Below are 15298 nucleotides of genomic sequence, written 5' to 3'. Positions count from 1 at the left end.
AACGGAAGACCCCGCGGCCAACGCCCCAACCCCGGGAAACCGTCACCGAAGTCCTGACACACAAACCGTCACCGATGTCCTGATACAGAACTGTCACCCATGTCCTGAGACATCACACCGACAATCCGCCACTACGGCATCCGGGTGCGGTGCCTCTTGTCGTGGGGCGGCACCCCGTTGACCCCGCCGATGGACACCGCGTAGCTGCCGACAGCGAATCCGGCGCCGGAACCCATGATTCCCAACGCCTCCCGGTTGATGTTGTCGACGGTGTCTCGTGGGCTCTGAAAGTTCGGGTCATAGGGCACACCCGCCTGGCCTCCCCATAATCGGGCCTGCACGGTGGTTTTCGGTTGTGCGGCGCCGGTGGTCATCCCCGCGATCGGGACGCCGGCGACCATGAAGGGGTGGTAGTCGGCCCTGGTGTCCAGCGGCATGTCCGCGGCACGCTTGCCGGCCAGGTTCAGGTAGCCGGCCAGGGTGCGCTCGATGCCGGCCGAACCTTCGGGGACATCGGCAGCGGAAACGCCGGGTGCGGGCGGGCCGGATTGGTCGCCATCGTCGGTGAAGAACCCCGCGTTGGCCGAACCCAGCATGGTGAAATTCAGATACAACGCGATGTCGTTGAGTTGATCGCGATCCATGCCGAACACGTACTCCATGACGCCATTGAGCCCGTCCTTCTCGGCTCCCCAGAACACGAACCGAACCGCGTTGTTCACCGGGGCCAGCGGGCCCAGCTGCAACGCCGTTTCCAACACCGCGGCCACCCCGGAACCGTCGTCGTTGATACCCGGTCCGGCGCGCGAGCCGTCCAGATGCGCACCGACCACCACGACCTCATGCGGTGAGCCGGTCTTGGTCTGCGCCAAGATATTTCGGGAAGTCATCTTGATGTGCTGTGCATCCAGCACCAACCGTATCGGTGCGGTCGCCCCGGCCAGCGCGGCGGCGCCGTAGGGGTTGACGACGGCCACCGGCACCGTCAGCTGCTTGAAGTAGCCGGGGGTGAACAAGGTGGGTGGCGCTCCCCGGCCGGTGGGGGCGCTGAGCACGATCAGCGCGCTCGCACCCCGGGCCACCGCGCTGTTCTGTTTGTCGACCACCGAGCAGCGTGCGTCGTCGACGACGGCGATCGCACCCTTGGGCACCACGGCCGGGTAATCCTTCGCCGCACAACCCGATGGCTGCGCCGGCCGGATCGGCTGCCCGGTCATTCCGCCGGGCGGCGTCTGGACCAGCAACGAGGCCTGGTCGACGGGATAGGTGCGGCCCGCAACGGTCAGCGCGGGCTTACCCAAAGACACGGTGTACAGCCGGTCGAACTGCGGTGTCTGTACGTCAAAACCCTTGTCGCGCAAGGATCTGGCTACGTAGTCCACGCTGGCGTTGAAGCCCGGCGTGCCATCCGCGCGGTTGCCGCCGTTGGCGTCGGCGATGGTCTGCAAGGCGCGCAGGTGGGTGAGCATGCCCTCGACGGTCACCTTTTGGGCCAGGCTGTGCGCGAGATCGGGTGTCGCGGTCGGCAGCCCGGACCGCGGCGACGAACAACCGGCCACGAGCAGCGAGCTCAGCAACAGCGTTGCGCGCAGGCGGGAAATCATGGCTTGGCGAGGACGTGGCGGGTGCGGTCTTCCATGACGGGGACTCCGTTGTGTCCGCCGAGGTCCTGGGCGTAGAGACCCAGGGCATAGGCCACCCCGCCGCCGTTGATTCCCAGGGCGGTGCGGTCGATGTGATCGAGGGTGTCGCCTTTCTGGTGATAGTTGGGGTCGAACGGTTGGTCGGCCGCCCCGCCCCACAACTTCGCCTGATCCGCCGACATCTTCCCCTCGGCACCCGAGAACAGCCCGCCGGCGGGGATCCCCGCCAGGGTGAATCCGTCGTAGTCGGAGCGGCCGTCGAACGAGGTGTCCTGAGCGGTCTTGCCGGCCGACTTCAGGTACGCGACCAGCATGCGCTCGATGCCGGCCGAGCCTTCGGGGACCACCGGTTGGCCGCGGGCGTCCATGGGCAGCGATTGGTCCCCGTCGTAGGTGAAGTAGCCGGGGTTCGGCGATGCGAGCATGTCGAAGTTGAGGTACAGCGCAATGCTTTTCAGCGCCGTCAGGTCCAGCGACTCCACGTAGTTCCGCGACCCGATGAGCCCGAGCTCCTCCGCACCCCAGAAGGCGAATCGCAGCGCGTTGTGCACCGGCGGCGAACTACCCAGCCGCACAGCGGTTTCCAGTACCGCGGCAACCCCCGATCCGTTGTCGTTGATCCCCGGCCCCTCGGGCACGCTGTCCAGGTGGGCACCCGCCATCACCACGTTGGTGCCCTCCCCGGTTTTGGTCTGCGCGATCACGTTGCGGGCCTTGAAGCTTTGCGCACTGGCATCGAGCTTGATCGTCGTGGGTCCCGGCTGCCCGCGCAACTGCACTCCGGCGGACTTGGTCACGCTCAGCACCGGGATCTTCACCTCGGTGGTCGGCCCGAGCGTGCCGCCCATCTGTTCTTCGTCGACGTTGTCGGCGATGATCATCGCCACGGCTCCGCGCTGCGCCGCGACGTCTTCCTTCTGAGCGAACGGGCAGGTGCCGCGATCGACGAGCACCACCGCACCGCGCACCGGGAGATCGCCGTAGTCCGAGGCCGCGCACGCCAGGCTGTTGCCCGGTGCGGCGACCAGTGGGCCGCTCACCCCGCCCGGCGGGGTTCCCAGGCTGAACTCCAGCGCACGCGCCTCCACCGGCTTGCCGCCGACGGTCACCTCCGGCTTTTCGGCGTGAAACACTCGCGCCGAGAACTCGGGGGTCTGCACATCGAATCCACTGGCGCGCAGGATATTCACCACATAGTCGACACTGGCCTCATATCCGGGGGTGCCCACCGCCCGAGTGCCGTGGTTGGTGTTGGCGATGTCTTGCAGCTTGGACAGGTGGGCCATCATCGCGTCGGCCGTCACCTTGCCGCGCAACGCGGACGCGAACTCGGCCGCGCCCGTCGTTTGATCCGACACAGACCGGTGGGAGCAACCGGTTGAGAATGCGGTCAGGGCGATCACGGCGAGCGCCGCCGGCAACGTCGTGAATTTTTTCACCATCGCGCCCAGGTTAGACCCGCGGCCCAAGCGGCCGGAATCAGGACACGGCGGGATCAGACATACAGCGCGGTGAAGGGCGCAAAGGGGATGTTGCGCACCACGAACCACGCCAGCACCAACGACAGTGTCACGACGGCGGCCCAGCGACGGTGTTGCCAACTGCGGACCCGCCGCCCCACCACGTGCCCATAGGTCCAGGCAAGGTACGCCCACACCAACAGCACGACCGCCGCCAGGCCCAGAGCATTGAACCTGGCCGCCGCCAACAGATTGCCGTGCATGAGGGAATACAGCATGCGCAGGCTGCCGCATCCGGGACAGTCGATCCCCAGCAACGCCTTGGTCGGGCATACCGGCAGCGGGCCGTTCGGGGTGGTCGGGTCACCCACCCAGATGGCGGCGCACATCAACGTCGTGGATGCGGCCACCACCAGTGGTGCACCCAAGCCCGCGTGCGCCGCCCCCCGGCGGGTCACCATGATCGAGACCCGGGCTTAGAACATCGCGGCAAGCGCCGCGTTGGTGTCCGTGTTCAGCGCGCCGAGCGACATCAGGATGACGTAGATGATTCCGACGACGACGCCGATGGCCGCCGACCAGATCACCCATTTCTTGGCGGTGTCCGCCGACGCCTGCGCCTCGGCGTAGCGGCCCTGCGCCCATAACCCGTTGACCTGGCTGGATTTGACGATCGCCACGATCCCGAATGGAAGACAGCAGAACAGGGTCACCAAAATCGACCACACCAGATAGTTATTCGGCGCCTGGCCGGCGGGCGGCTGCGGCGGATATCCAGGCGGAGGCGGAGGCGGGTAACCGGGCGGGGGCGGCGGTTGCGTCATGGATTCTCCAGTCGAGGGAAGTTAGCTGGCGTAAAGCGGTGCTAACCATACCCGCTCAGCCTCGCGTCGGCACTAGCAAATGAAAAAAATCTGGTGTCTGCAACGGTGGCCGCGACGCATTCGCTGCACCTGGGCGCGGTGCGTAGGCCCGATTGCGGCCCGGTCCCAACATCATTCGACATCCACCGCGGTGAAACGCGCACGGCCACCGTCGCCCTCATGCCTTGCAGGTCAGGGCGGGAAGTAATGCCCTGACAGATAATTGCCGCCGGAAGGTATTGCATTACCACGACATAGCCCTAATATCCGTGTTAGCCGCGGCCGTTAAGGAGCCATTCATGTCTGATTTCAGCAACGCGCTGAGAGCGGCGGTGGCAACGGTGCTCACGGGCGGTTTCGCGTTCGCGGGCGGCGTGACCGCGACCGCGGACCCCGCCAATACCGGTAGCTCGTCGGACATCAACATGCTCGCGGCCTCGCTGTCGAAGGGCTACGGCCTGAACAACTGCACTGCCCAGAACATCGACCGCGCCACGCAACTGGCCGTGCTCGCGTGCGGGCAAAGCCCCGACCCGAAAGGACCGGCGCAGGCGAAGTACGTCTTGTTCACCAACGCCGACAACTTGGCCACCGCGTTCAGGGCCACCATCAAGGAGGACGTCCTGACGCCGTGCGGGGACGGCAACCAGTCGCCGTCCAGCTGGCACAAGGACGGTTCGGCCGCCAGCGCCGGGCAGGCGGCGTGCGGCACTTACCAAAACGCCGCGGAGATCATCTGGACGACGGATGCCAAAAACACGCTGAGTTACGTGCGCGCGTCCGGCACCGACGTTGCGGCGCTCTACCGGTGGTGGCGCGCCAACGGTTGACGTTCCCGCCCGGACCGCAACCACTCCCTCCACCGCCAACCGAAATTCGTTCACCCCTCTTCATTTCCATCAACCGCAGGGAGTCAAAAATGTCACATCTGATCACCGCGCTGCGCGTCGTGTCGGCCGCAGCTTTCACAGGCGGCTTGGTTTTAGCGGGCAGCGCCACCGCGACCGCGGAACCCAACACCGGTAGCGCGACGGACATGAACACGCTCGCCGCTTCGCTGTCGAAGGGCTACGGCTTGAACAACTGCAAGCCGCAAGAGCTGACCGAAACCGGTGAACTGGCCGAGCTTCTCTGCGGGCAGAGCTCCGATGCCGGCGGACCTGGTTCGGGCGCCTACGCGCTCTTCTCCAACAGCACGAACCTGGGCGCGGCGTTCAGTTCCACCATCAAGGACGTGGCCCTGGCCGCCTGCGGGGACGCCGGGCAGTCACCGGGGACCTGGCGCCAGAACGGCCAGACCGGCGGGCAGATCGCCTGCGGCACCTACAAGAACTACGCGACGTTGACCTGGACCAACGACGCGAAAAACGTGTTGGGCCACCTAACCTCGTCCAACACCGACGTCAACGCGCTCTACCAGTGGTGGCGCACCAACGGCTGACGTTTACAGTTGAGCCCCAATCAATTCCGCGACCGCGCGCATCCCGGCGGGGTTCGGGTGCAACGGTGCGGGGCGACCCGGTAGCGGAACACCGTAGCGCGCCGGCAGCGTCGTCCAGGGCTCGACCGACCACGCGTGGTGTTCGCGGCCGGCCGCGGCGGCGCGGATGATTTCACAGCCGGTTGCCGCTGCGGCGGCGGCCGTCATCCTTTCCAGCGTCGCGGCCACATGCCGGCCCAGGTCGGCGTCCGCGGGCGACAGCGGTGCGGCCGGCACGCCCGCGGGCGGCAGCATCGTCAGGTAGTCGACGAAGAAAATTCGCGCCCCGGCGGATCGCTGACGCACCGCACGGCCCACCGCACACAGCGATTCGAACACCGCGTCAAGGGCTTGATTTCGCGCATCGCGATCCAGCAGTTCGCGGATGCGGTCGCCCAGCAGCGGCAGGCGCCGCAGCGGGCGCGGCAGCGAAGCGGCCATCAACAGCGGAACGTAACCGACGTCATTGCCGCCGATGGTGACGGTGACCAGGCTCTCCGAGCCGTCCAGCGCGTCGATTTGCGGTGGTGCGCCGCGTTGACGATCGGCGAGCACGTGCGCGGTGGTCGCGCCGGAGAAGGTGACGTCGACCAAGTCGTAGTCGTACCGCCCGGCGATCAGGTGCGCATAATTGCGCGCGGACCGGCCCGACCACCGCGGGGCCCCCGCGGCGCGTGGCCGGATACCGGGACCTGCGGCCATCGAACTGCCCAGTGCGACATAACGACTCATCGGCTCAGGTTCAATTGCCCGGCTCCTGCGCGGCCCGCATCGTCGACGGCCGCGGGCTCGAAGCCTGGGCCCAGAACCGCTTCGGGATCCGCCCGGCCCGCCGGGCCAGGTAGCCGGCGGTGACGGCGGCCGACATCGCGGCGGCCATCGCGGCGGGATCGGCAGCCCGGGTCACCGCGGAAGCCAACAGCACGGCGTCGCAACCTAATTCCATCGCCAGCGCGGCGTCGCTGGCGGTACCGATTCCGGCGTCGAGCACCACCGGAACGCCTGCCCCGGCGACGATCATCTCGATGTTGTGCGGATTGGTGATGCCAAGCCCGGTCCCGATGGGCGAGCCCAGTGGCATGACCGCCGCGCATCCGGCGTCCTCGAGTCGGCGCGCCAGAACCGGGTCATCGTTGGTGTAGGGCAGAACGACGAACCCGTCATCGACCAATTGCTCTGCGGCCCGCACCAATTCGATCGCATCGGGCAGCAGTGTGCGTTCGTCGGCGATCACCTCGAGCTTGACCCAGTCGGTATTCAACGCCTCGCGAGCCAACTGCGCGGTGAGCACCGCCTCGGCCGCGCCGCGGCATCCCGCGGTGTTGGGCAGCGGCGTGATGCCCAGCCGGTTGAGCAGCTCGAGCAATCCGGTGCCGCCCTCGGCGTCGACCCGGCGGATCGCGACGGTGGTCAGTTCCGTGCCCGACGCGACCAGCGCCTCTTCCAGCACCGCCAGGTTGCCGGCTCCCCCGGTTCCCATGATGAGCCGCGAGGCGAAGCTGCGGTCCGCGATCGTCAGTTTGAAGTCAGCCACCTTGCACCGCCGTTACCACCTCGAGTCGGGCACCGTCGAAAAGCTCTGTCGCCCATCGCGATCGCGGCAGCACCGCGTCATCCATCGCCACGGCGACGCCGCGAGGGCCGAATCCCAGGGAATCGAGCAGCGCGGACACCGTGGTGTGCGCGTCGACGTCGACCCTTTTCTCGTTGACCACGACGATCATTGGCGCCGCTCCTCCTCATCGCTTCGCTCTGCATCGTCGCAGCGCGGATCATTGGCGCCGCTCCTCCTCATCGCTTCGCTCTGCATCGTCGCAGCGCGGATCATTGGTGTGCTCCCACCGGTGCCAGTTCGGAGACGATCTGTTCCGCCGTCCAGGGCGCCAGCAGGAACCCCGACCTGCCGTGGCCGGCGGCGACCAGCGTGCGCGCGTCCAGGCGACGCACCAATGGCAGATTATCGGGTGTCATCGGGCGCAGCCCGGCGCCGCACTCGGCCAGCTCGTATTCACCCAGCGCCGGCAGCACCGCGCATGCGTCGTCGAGGAGGTCACGCACCCCCGAGACGACCGGGGCGGTGTCGCGCCCGTGTTCGTACTGGGTGGCGCCCACCACCACCCCGTCCGCGCGCGGAACCAGGTACACCTGCCGCCCATGCGCTCGGGCGCGAATGACCCTCTGCGGCAACGGCATACATCCTTTTCTCCACCGCAGCCGCAGCACCTCGCCCTTCACCGGGCGCACCGGCAGGCCGGGCCACAACGCCGGTGCGTCGATGCCGTTGGCGATCACCACCGCATCGGCGTCGACGGCCGACAGGTCGTGCACCGGCGGCGCCCACCGCACCCCGAGGCGCTCGCACTCCGCATCCAGCGCGTGAAGCACCGCCCGATTGTCCACGGCCAACTCGGTGGGCGCCCGGAAGCCGTGCCGGATGCCCTGCGCCAAAAGGGGTTCGACGTCACGGGCGGCCGACTCCCAGACCACCGGGTGTCCCTGCGCGGACAGCCAGTCCGCGACGGTGCGCAGGTCGGCGACGTCGGCGCGGTCGACGGCCACCACCAGCGACTCGTGGGCGGTGACCACCTCCGCCGGCAGGCCGTCGGTGAAACCGCCCTCGCGCCACAGCCGCAGCGATTCCAGACCCAGCCGCAACAACCGCTCTTCGCCGGGCCAGCCCTCGCTGTGCGGAGCCAGCATGCCGCCGGCGACCCAGGACGCGCCCCGCTCCCCGCTGCGGTGCACCCGCACCGACCACCCGGCCTGCGCGACGCGACGCGCCACCGCCAGGCCGATGACACCGCCGCCGATGACGGCCAGCGACCCCAGCGGTGCCCCCGAAGGCATCCTGGTCATTGTCGAGCCTCCCTTCGCCGGCATGATCCGGATCAGGTGTGACGGTAAGGGCAGGTCCTCGTCGCTGCGGCTGTGCCCACTCTCAGCCCCGCTCCCGGGACTCCCGTGTCTGGTGGTTCTCCGGGCTCCACGCTAGCGCGCTAGCGTCTCGGTGTGCAGCGTCCCGTTGATAGACGACTCTCGGTTCTGGCCACCGCGCGGCTGTATCTGTGCACCGACGCGCGCCGCGAGCGCGGCGATCTGGCCGAGTTCGCCGACGCCGCCCTGGCCGGCGGCGTGGACATCATCCAGCTGCGTGACAAGGGGTCGGCGGGAGAGCAGCGGTTCGGACCGCTCGAGGCACGTGACGAGCTGGCCGCGTGCCGGATCCTTGCCGACGCGGCCCGCCGGCACGGTGCCCTGTTCGCCGTCAACGACCGCGCCGACATCGCGCGCGCGGCCGGCGCCGATGTGCTCCACCTCGGGCAGGGCGACCTGCCGCTGGCCATCGCCCGCGACATCGTCGGGCCCCAGGTGCTGCTCGGCTCGTCCACCCACAGCGCCGAGCAGGCCACCGCCGCGGCACTCAGCGAAGCGGATTACTTCTGTGTCGGGCCCTGCTGGCCCACGCCCACCAAACCGGACCGCGAGGCACCCGGGCTGGAACTGGTCCGCACCGCCGCCGAGCTCGGGGCCGACAAGCCGTGGTTCGCGATCGGCGGCATCGACGCGCAGCGGCTGCCCGAGGTGCTCGACTCCGGCGCGCGCCGCGTCGTGGTGGTGCGAGCGATCACTGCGGCCGCCGACCCGCGGGCGGCGGCCCGGCGGCTCAGTTCGGCGCTTGCAGCAGCGAGCTGATTCGGCGGCTCAGCTGCGACGGTGCCTGGTCGGCCTCGCCGGGCACGCACCAGACGAAGACCCCAGTCTCGATCTCGAATGTGCGCGGCAGGTACCGCCGGCGTTCGTCGCCGTGGCCCAGCGGCAACAACGCCGGCGCGGTACGCAGCCGTTGCCAGCTGGCCGCGAAGCCCGGATGCAGCGGCAGGTCGGCCACCTCGTTCTCGGCCACCCAGCGCATCTCGGCGCTTTCCCGGTTGGGAACGGTGTGCAGCTGCTCATCGGCGTCGGCGACCACGGTGGTGTAGCTCCACTGCGTACCGCCGATCCCGGCGACTTCGGCCGTCACCACGGTCGCGCGCACGGCGAGCCGCTCGGCGAGGAGGCCGGCCTCCTCGTTCGCTTCCCGGACCGCCGTCTGCTCGGGCGTCTCGTGGCTGTCCCGGGCCCCTCCCGGCAATCCCCACGTCCCGCCCTGATGACTCCACACCGCGCGATGCTGCAGCAGCACCGCGGGCGTGCCATCGGGTTGGGGGGCCCGCAACAGCAAACCCGCCGCGCCATACCTGCCCCAATAATGGGCGCCGCTGTCGGATATCACCCACCCGTCACCGTCGCCCTGCACGGATCAAGGATAGGCAGACTTGGTTCTTTGCGGCCTTCGGCGCGTCGGCAATTGCGTCCGCCTCCACCCATCCACCCGAACATGCTCTTAGACTTCGCTTATAGAGGTCCGTGCAGCGAAATCCAGTGGCCATAGAGATGAGGGCTGATCAGACGTGACGGTTGAGCTGGCGCACCCGTCGACCGAGCCGCAGGGATCGCGGTCACCGGCCGAACCGGCTCATCCACGCTGGTGGTTCATCTCGACGACGCCGGGCCGCATCCTGACCATCGGCATCGTCCTGGCGGCCCTCGGCGGGGTGAGCGCCTTCGCCACCTCGACCACCATCAACCACCGGCAACAGGTGCTCACCACGGTGCTCAACCACACCGAGCCGCTGTCGTTCGCGGCCGGGCGGCTCTACACCACCCTGTCGGTAGCCGACGCCGCGGCGGCCACCGCGTTCATCGCCGAAGCCGAACCGCCGCCCGTCCGGCAGCGCTACGAGCAGGCCATCACCGATGCGGCCGTGGCCGTGACCAGGTCCTCCAGCGGCCTCACCGATGAGCCGATGGTGCAGCTACTGGGCCGGATCAACGCCGAGCTCGCCGTCTACACCGGCCTGATCGAAACCGCACGGACGAACAACCGGGCGGGCAACCCGGTCGGGTCGTCCTACCTGTCGGAGGCGTCGGGGCTGATGCAATCGACGATCCTGCCCGACGCGGCACGGCTCTATCGGGCCACGTCGGAGCGGGTGGACGTGGAAACCACCGCGTCGACCCAGATCCCGGCGCCGGTCATCCTGGTGGTCGCCGCCACGGTGGTCTTCGGCGCGTTCTCCCATCGCTGGCTGGCCCGGCGCACCCGGCGCCGGATCAACCCGGGCCTGGTCGTGGGTGCGCTCGCTATTCTCGTCATGGTGGTGTGGGTCGGAACTGCGCTAACCATCTCTACGACGGCCAGTCGTAGCGCCAAGGACACCGCCGCGGAGTCCCTCAAGACCGTCACCAATGTCGCGATCACCGCCCAGCAGGCGCGCGCCGACGAGACGCTGTCGCTGATCCGCCGCGGGGATGAAGAGCAGCGCAAGCAGTCGTTTTATCAGCGCATCGATTCGATGCACCGCCTGCTCGACCAGTACATGTCCCGCAGCGATGCCGTGGACAAACCGGACCTGGAAGGCGCCGATCAGCTGCTGCTGCGCTGGCGTCAGGCCAACGACCGGATCAGCTCGTACATCTCGGTGGGTAACTATCGCGCCGCCACCCAAGTCGCGCTGGGCAGCAGCGAGCAAGATTCCACCCCGGCGTTCGACAAGCTGGAAGACGAGTTGGTCAAGGCCATGGACCAGGGCCGCGTCCACCTGCGCAACGACGTCATCAACGCGCGCAGCGGCCTGTCCGGCGCCCAGGTGGGCGGCGTCGTGCTCAGCCTCGGTGCCGCCATCGCGGTGGCCCTGGGACTGTGGCCGCGGCTGAAAGAGTACCGATAATGATCCGCCTGCCGCTGCTCCGCCGGGCGTGCACCGTGGCCGCCGCGGTGGTGGTACTGGCGGGCTGCGGGCACACGGAAACGCTGCACGTGGCCAGCGTCCCGACGTTGCCGCCGCCCACACCGGTCGGCATGGAGCAGTTGCCGCCGCAGCCGCCGCTGCCGCCCGACGGCCCCGATCAGAACTGCGATCTGACGGCCAGTCTGCGGCCCTTCGGAACCAAGGCGGAGGCGGAGGCCGCGGTCGCCGACATCCGCGCGCGGGGCAGGCTGATCGTCGGGCTCGACATCGGCAGCAACCTGTTCAGCTTCCGCGACCCGATCACCGGCGAGATCACCGGCTTCGACGTCGACCTTGCCGGCGAGATCGCCCGCGACATCTTCGGCGCCCCGTCCCACGTCGAGTACCGGATCCTGTCGTCGGACGAGCGGGTCACCGCGCTGCAGCGCGGCGACGTCGACGTCGTGGTCAAGACCATGACCATCACCTGCGACCGGCGCAAGCTGGTGAACTTCTCCACCGTCTACCTCGACGCCAATCAACGCATCCTCGCCCCCCGTGACTCGCCGATCGTCAAGGTGAGCGACCTGTCCGGCAAACGCGTCTGCGTGGCCAAGGGCACCACCTCGCTGCACCGCATCCGGCAGATCGACCCGCCCCCGGTGGTGGTGTCGGTGGTCAACTGGGCCGACTGCCTGGTGGCGATACAACAGCGACTCATCGATGCCGTCAGCACCGACGACTCCATCCTCGCCGGCCTGGTCGAAGAGGATCCCTACTTGCACATCGTCGGACCCAACATGGCCACTCAGCCCTATGGCATCGGCGTCAATCTGAACAACACCGGCCTGGTGCGGTTCGTCAACGGAACCCTGGAACGGATCCGCCGGGACGGTACGTGGAACACGTTGTACCGCAAGTGGTTGACAGTGCTGGGCCCCGCGCCGGCCCCGCCCACCCCGAGGTATCTGGACTGATGGCCGAGCCGGATAAGCCAACCGAGCAGCCGGAATCCGGGCCGGAAGACGTGGCAGACGTGAACCCGGGCACCCAGCCGGCGGAGGTCGCCGGCGGCGCCTCGACGGGGCGGCTGCAGGCCACGCAGGCGCTGTTCCGGCCCGACTTCGACGATGACGACGACGACTTTCCGCTGGGCGCCCTGGACACCGACACCCCCGACCGCATGACGGTCGCGACGCGCGCGCTGCCGCCGGTCAGGCAGCTCGGCGGTGGGCTGGTCGAGATTCCGCGGGGACGCGACATCGACCCGCGCGAAGCGCTGATGATCAACCCCGTGGTCCCCGAGTCCAAGCGCTTCTGCTGGAACTGCGGGAAGCCGGTGGGCCGGTCCAGCAAGAAGGAGAAGGGCACCTCGGAGGGTTGGTGCCCGGCCTGCGGCAGCCCGTATTCGTTTCTGCCGCAACTCAATCCCGGGGACATCATCGCCCACCAATACGAGGTGAAGGGCTGCATCGCGCACGGCGGACTGGGCTGGGTGTACCTGGCCGTCGACCACAACGTCAACGGCCGCCCCGTCGTGCTCAAGGGCCTGGTGCACTCCGGCGACGCCGAGGCGCAGGCGATCGCGATGGCCGAACGGCAGTTTTTGGCCGAGGTGGTCCACCCGCAGATCGTGCAGATCTTCAACTTCGTCGAGCACAGGGACCAGCGCGGGAATCCGGTCGGCTACATCGTCATGGAGTACGTCGGCGGGCAGCCGCTCAACCATGGGAAGGGTGAGAAACTCCCCGTCGCCGAGGCCATCGCCTACCTGCTGGAAATCCTGCCCGCGCTGAGCTATCTGCACTCCATCGGCCTGGTCTACAACGACCTGAAGCCGGAGAACATCATGCTCACCGAAGACCAGCTCAAGCTGATCGACCTTGGTGCGGTGTCGCGGATCAATTCGTTCGGATACCTTTATGGCACACCGGGTTTCCAGGCGCCGGAGATCGTGCGGACGGGGCCGACGGTCGCCACCGACATCTACACGGTGGGTCGCACGCTGGCGGCGCTCACGCTCAACCTGCGCACCCGCAACGGCCGCTACGCCGACGGGCTGCCCGAGCACGACCCGGTGCTGGCCACCTACGACTCCTTCCACCGGCTGCTGCGCCGCGCCGCCGATCCCGACCCGCGACGTCGGTTCGCCAGCACCGAGGAGATGTCCGCGCAATTGATCGGTGTGCTGCGCGAGGTGGTGGCCCACGACAGCGGGGTGCCGCGGCCCGGGCTGTCGACCATCTTCAGCCCCAGCCGCTCGACCTTCGGGGTGGACCTGCTGGTCGCGCACACCGACGTGTACCTGGACGGCCAGGTCCATTCGGAGAAGCTGACGGCCCGCGAAATCGTGACCGCACTGCAAGTGCCGCTGGTCGATCCGGCCGACGTCGCCGCCTCGGTGCTGCAGGCGACGGTGTTATCGCAGCCGGTGCAGACCCTGGACTCGTTGCGCGCGGCCCGGCACGGGACGCTCGACGCCGACGGAGCCGAGGTGTCCGAGTCGGTCGAGCTGCCGCTGATGGAGGTCCGCGCGCTGCTGGATCTCGGCGACGTGGCCAAGGCCACCCGCAAGCTCGAGGACCTGGCCGAGCGGGTCGGCTGGCAATGGCGGCTGGTCTGGTACAAGGCCGTGGCCGACCTTCTCATTGGCGATTACGATTCTGCCACAACACATTTCATTGAGGTACTGGATACATTCCCGGGTGAGCTGGCGCCCAAGCTGGCGTTGGCCGCCACCGCCGAGCTGGCCGGCGACGTCGACGTGCACAAGCACTACGAGACGGTGTGGAAGACCAACGACGGCGTGATCTCGGCGGCGTTCGGGTTGGCCAGATCGCTGTCCGCGGGAGGCGATCGGGGCGCCGCGGTGCGCACGCTGGACGAGGTGCCGGCCACCTCCCGCCACTTCACCACCGCGCGCCTGACGAGCGCGGTGACCCTGTTGTCCGGCCGGACCAAGAGCGAGATCAGCGAAGAGGACATCCGGGACGCGGCGCGACGGGTGGAGGCGCTGCCGCCCACCGAGCCCCGCGTGCTGCAGATCCGCGCGCTGGTGCTGGGCTGCGCGATGGACTGGCTGGACGACAACAAGGCCAGCACCAACCACATTCTCGGCTTCCCGTTCACCGAACACGGGCTGCGGCTGGGCGTCGAAGCGTCGCTGCGCAGCCTGGCCCGTGTCGCCCCCACCCAGCGGCACCGCTACGAGTTGGTGGACATGGCCAACCGGGTACGGCCCACCAGCACGTTCTGAGATTGCAGGCGCCCTCGCGCGTCCTGGGCTTGGAGTGTGAACCCTGGGATTTCGGTGTGAACACTGGGCGACGACACGCCGATAATCCCCGCCGTGGGCTCACACTCAAAGCCGTGCGTTCACACTCAAAGCCGTGGATTCACAGTCCATTTCGCCAGCGCCTTTCGCACCCGGCGGATGATACTGGCTGGGTGGTCCTCCGCAACGACCCGGACGACGACCCACCCCATCTCCTCAAGCAGGTCGAGCGCGGCCTCCAATCGCCGCAGCCCGGGCGAGCGAGGGTGCATCGCCGCGACACGCAGCACGTCATCGACCTTGAAACCCGTTGCCCGAGCAAGTGCGTCCAGCCGCACAACGGCCGAGCGCACAGCCCCCCGCCGGCCGATGTCGAAGGCGGTCCGCTCCGGTGTGGTCACGGTGAGCCCGTGGCGGACCTCGGTTTCGTCGGCGCACAGCGTTTCCCGACGCGTCAGCACACCATCGGGGGGATGGGTGTTGGTGTGTATCAGCTCGACCGGGACATTGTCGGGGATCCATTCGGCGCCGTGCAACACCGCCGCGGCCGCTCCCCCGATGATCGCCGTCCGCCGCGACCACAGCCAGGCCGCGCGGATACGCAATTCGAGCGACAGCTCCGCATGCTCCGGCACGTAGACGTTCGGGAATAACGTCGGCGTAGGCGGCCCGCAGCTGGTGGCGACTCAGCCTTCCCGACGCCAGCTCCTCACTGCCGATGAACGGCATTTGCCTCACGCCGCGAACCATCGCACGTAAACCCCGATCCGCGAGTGCATCTGTGCACAAGGCCCCGGCTGATGGGTT

15 protein-coding genes, 1 pseudogene and 1 riboswitch are annotated in these 15298 nt (G+C 68.3%); of the genes and pseudogenes, 6 read left to right on the top strand and 10 right to left on the bottom strand.

Translation table 11 applies throughout. From position 1 onward, the window contains the following. Nucleotides 1–131 precede the first annotated feature (131 nt). The 4 genes from EPN51_RS25270 to EPN51_RS25255 are packed head-to-tail and all read right to left on the bottom strand — an operon-like array spanning nt 132 to nt 3927. Complete coding sequence (locus tag EPN51_RS25270) at nt 132–1604, bottom strand: M28 family peptidase (protein WP_293048302.1); 1473 nt, start codon at nt 1602–1604, stop codon at nt 132–134. After that, nucleotides 1601–3085 (bottom strand): M28 family metallopeptidase, encoded by a 1485-nt coding sequence (locus EPN51_RS25265; protein ID WP_293048299.1) that lies wholly within the window; start codon nt 3083–3085, stop codon nt 1601–1603. The genes EPN51_RS25270 and EPN51_RS25265 overlap by 4 nt, the downstream gene beginning before the upstream one ends. Nucleotides 3086–3138: 53 nt before the next feature. Continuing rightward, nucleotides 3139–3564, bottom strand: a complete 426-nt coding sequence (locus EPN51_RS25260; protein ID WP_293048296.1) for a DUF2752 domain-containing protein — start codon at nt 3562–3564, stop codon at nt 3139–3141. Nucleotides 3565–3579: 15 nt separating this feature from the next. Continuing rightward, entirely contained in the window at nt 3580–3927 is a 348-nt protein-coding gene (locus tag EPN51_RS25255) for a CD225/dispanin family protein (protein WP_293048293.1), read from the bottom strand. 338 nt (nt 3928–4265) lie between these two features. On the opposite strand from EPN51_RS25255, the gene EPN51_RS25250 reads away from it, so the two are divergent. Both EPN51_RS25250 and EPN51_RS25245 read left to right on the top strand, forming a co-directional pair. Then, nucleotides 4266–4796, top strand: a complete 531-nt coding sequence (locus tag EPN51_RS25250) for a serine/threonine protein kinase (protein ID WP_293048290.1) — start codon at nt 4266–4268, stop codon at nt 4794–4796. A gap of 89 nt (nt 4797–4885) precedes the next feature. Next, on the top strand, nt 4886–5407 hold the full coding sequence (locus EPN51_RS25245; protein ID WP_293048287.1) for a serine/threonine protein kinase: 522 nt from the start codon (nt 4886–4888) through the stop codon (nt 5405–5407). A gap of 3 nt (nt 5408–5410) precedes the next feature. Here EPN51_RS25245 and EPN51_RS25240 read toward each other — a convergent pair whose 3' ends face one another. The 4 genes from EPN51_RS25240 to thiO all read right to left on the bottom strand — a co-directional run bounded on the left by EPN51_RS25240 (nt 5411) and on the right by thiO (nt 8293). Continuing rightward, the gene (locus EPN51_RS25240; RefSeq protein ID WP_293048284.1) at nt 5411–6178 is read right to left on the bottom strand and encodes an SGNH/GDSL hydrolase family protein; all 768 of its coding nucleotides are present in this window, start codon (nt 6176–6178) and stop codon (nt 5411–5413) included. Nucleotides 6179–6188: 10 nt separating this feature from the next. Then, nucleotides 6189–6980 carry a thiazole synthase gene (locus EPN51_RS25235; protein WP_293048281.1) on the bottom strand — a complete coding sequence of 264 codons (792 nt, stop codon included), beginning with the start codon at nt 6978–6980 and terminating at the stop codon, nt 6189–6191. After that, nucleotides 6973–7170 (bottom strand): sulfur carrier protein ThiS, encoded by a 198-nt coding sequence (gene thiS, locus EPN51_RS25230; RefSeq protein WP_293048278.1) that lies wholly within the window; start codon nt 7168–7170, stop codon nt 6973–6975. Before thiS ends, EPN51_RS25235 begins: the two co-directional genes overlap by 8 nt. Before the next feature lie 100 nt (nt 7171–7270). Further along, entirely contained in the window at nt 7271–8293 is a 1023-nt protein-coding gene (gene thiO / locus EPN51_RS25225) for a glycine oxidase ThiO (protein ID WP_293048331.1), read from the bottom strand. Nucleotide 8294: 1 nt separating this feature from the next. Continuing rightward, nucleotides 8295–8419, bottom strand: a riboswitch (TPP riboswitch). A gap of 69 nt (nt 8420–8488) precedes the next feature. Here thiO and thiE point away from each other — a divergent pair. Then, on the top strand, nt 8489–9139 hold the full coding sequence (gene thiE, locus EPN51_RS25220) for a thiamine phosphate synthase (RefSeq protein WP_293048328.1): 651 nt from the start codon (nt 8489–8491) through the stop codon (nt 9137–9139). Here the strand turns inward: thiE and EPN51_RS25215 are convergent. Then, nucleotides 9111–9743: an NUDIX hydrolase gene (locus EPN51_RS25215; RefSeq protein ID WP_293048275.1), complete on the bottom strand. Its 633-nt coding sequence runs from the start codon at nt 9741–9743 to the stop codon at nt 9111–9113. The genes thiE and EPN51_RS25215 overlap by 29 nt on opposite strands. Nucleotides 9744–9897: 154 nt before the next feature. Here EPN51_RS25215 and glnX point away from each other — a divergent pair, with 154 nt between their 5' ends. From glnX to EPN51_RS25200, 3 genes are read left to right on the top strand one after another with little or no spacing between them, the layout of a single operon-like run. Beyond that, nucleotides 9898–11217 (top strand): protein kinase G-activating protein GlnX, encoded by a 1320-nt coding sequence (glnX, locus tag EPN51_RS25210; protein WP_293048272.1) that lies wholly within the window; start codon nt 9898–9900, stop codon nt 11215–11217. Continuing rightward, the gene (locus EPN51_RS25205) at nt 11217–12194 is read left to right on the top strand and encodes a glutamate ABC transporter substrate-binding protein (RefSeq protein ID WP_293048270.1); all 978 of its coding nucleotides are present in this window, start codon (nt 11217–11219) and stop codon (nt 12192–12194) included. Before glnX ends, EPN51_RS25205 begins: the two co-directional genes overlap by 1 nt. Then, nucleotides 12194–14473, top strand: coding sequence for a serine/threonine-protein kinase PknG (locus tag EPN51_RS25200; protein ID WP_293048267.1), 2280 nt, complete (start codon nt 12194–12196; stop codon nt 14471–14473). The genes EPN51_RS25205 and EPN51_RS25200 overlap by 1 nt, the downstream gene beginning before the upstream one ends. Nucleotides 14474–14598: 125 nt before the next feature. On the opposite strand, the pseudogene EPN51_RS25195 reads toward EPN51_RS25200, so the two are convergent. Further along, nucleotides 14599–14700, bottom strand: a pseudogene (locus EPN51_RS25195) (hypothetical protein); the annotation flags it as partial. Between the last annotated feature and the right edge of the window lie 598 nt (nt 14701–15298).

The organism is Mycobacterium sp. (assembly GCF_004298145.1).
Lineage (GTDB): Bacteria > Actinomycetota > Actinomycetes > Mycobacteriales > Mycobacteriaceae > Mycobacterium.
This window is presented reverse-complemented; position numbering and strand designations above follow the sequence as displayed.

What these genes read in the sequence shown, in the direction of transcription:
- EPN51_RS25270 (WP_293048302.1), bottom strand. Translation starts at nt 1,604, where the DNA reads ATGATTTCCCGCCTGCGCGCAACGCTGTTGCTGAGCTCGCTGCTCGTG.
- EPN51_RS25265 (WP_293048299.1), bottom strand. Translation starts at nt 3,085, where the DNA reads ATGGTGAAAAAATTCACGACGTTGCCGGCGGCGCTCGCCGTGATCGCC.
- EPN51_RS25260 (WP_293048296.1), bottom strand. Translation starts at nt 3,564, where the DNA reads ATGGTGACCCGCCGGGGGGCGGCGCACGCGGGCTTGGGTGCACCACTG.
- EPN51_RS25255 (WP_293048293.1), bottom strand. Translation starts at nt 3,927, where the DNA reads ATGACGCAACCGCCGCCCCCGCCCGGTTACCCGCCTCCGCCTCCGCCT.
- EPN51_RS25250 (WP_293048290.1), top strand. Translation starts at nt 4,266, where the DNA reads ATGTCTGATTTCAGCAACGCGCTGAGAGCGGCGGTGGCAACGGTGCTC.
- EPN51_RS25245 (WP_293048287.1), top strand. Translation starts at nt 4,886, where the DNA reads ATGTCACATCTGATCACCGCGCTGCGCGTCGTGTCGGCCGCAGCTTTC.
- EPN51_RS25240 (WP_293048284.1), bottom strand. Translation starts at nt 6,178, where the DNA reads ATGAGTCGTTATGTCGCACTGGGCAGTTCGATGGCCGCAGGTCCCGGT.
- thiS (WP_293048278.1), bottom strand. Translation starts at nt 7,170, where the DNA reads ATGATCGTCGTGGTCAACGAGAAAAGGGTCGACGTCGACGCGCACACC.
- thiO (WP_293048331.1), bottom strand. Translation starts at nt 8,293, where the DNA reads ATGCCTTCGGGGGCACCGCTGGGGTCGCTGGCCGTCATCGGCGGCGGT.
- EPN51_RS25205 (WP_293048270.1), top strand. Translation starts at nt 11,217, where the DNA reads ATGATCCGCCTGCCGCTGCTCCGCCGGGCGTGCACCGTGGCCGCCGCG.
- EPN51_RS25200 (WP_293048267.1), top strand. Translation starts at nt 12,194, where the DNA reads ATGGCCGAGCCGGATAAGCCAACCGAGCAGCCGGAATCCGGGCCGGAA.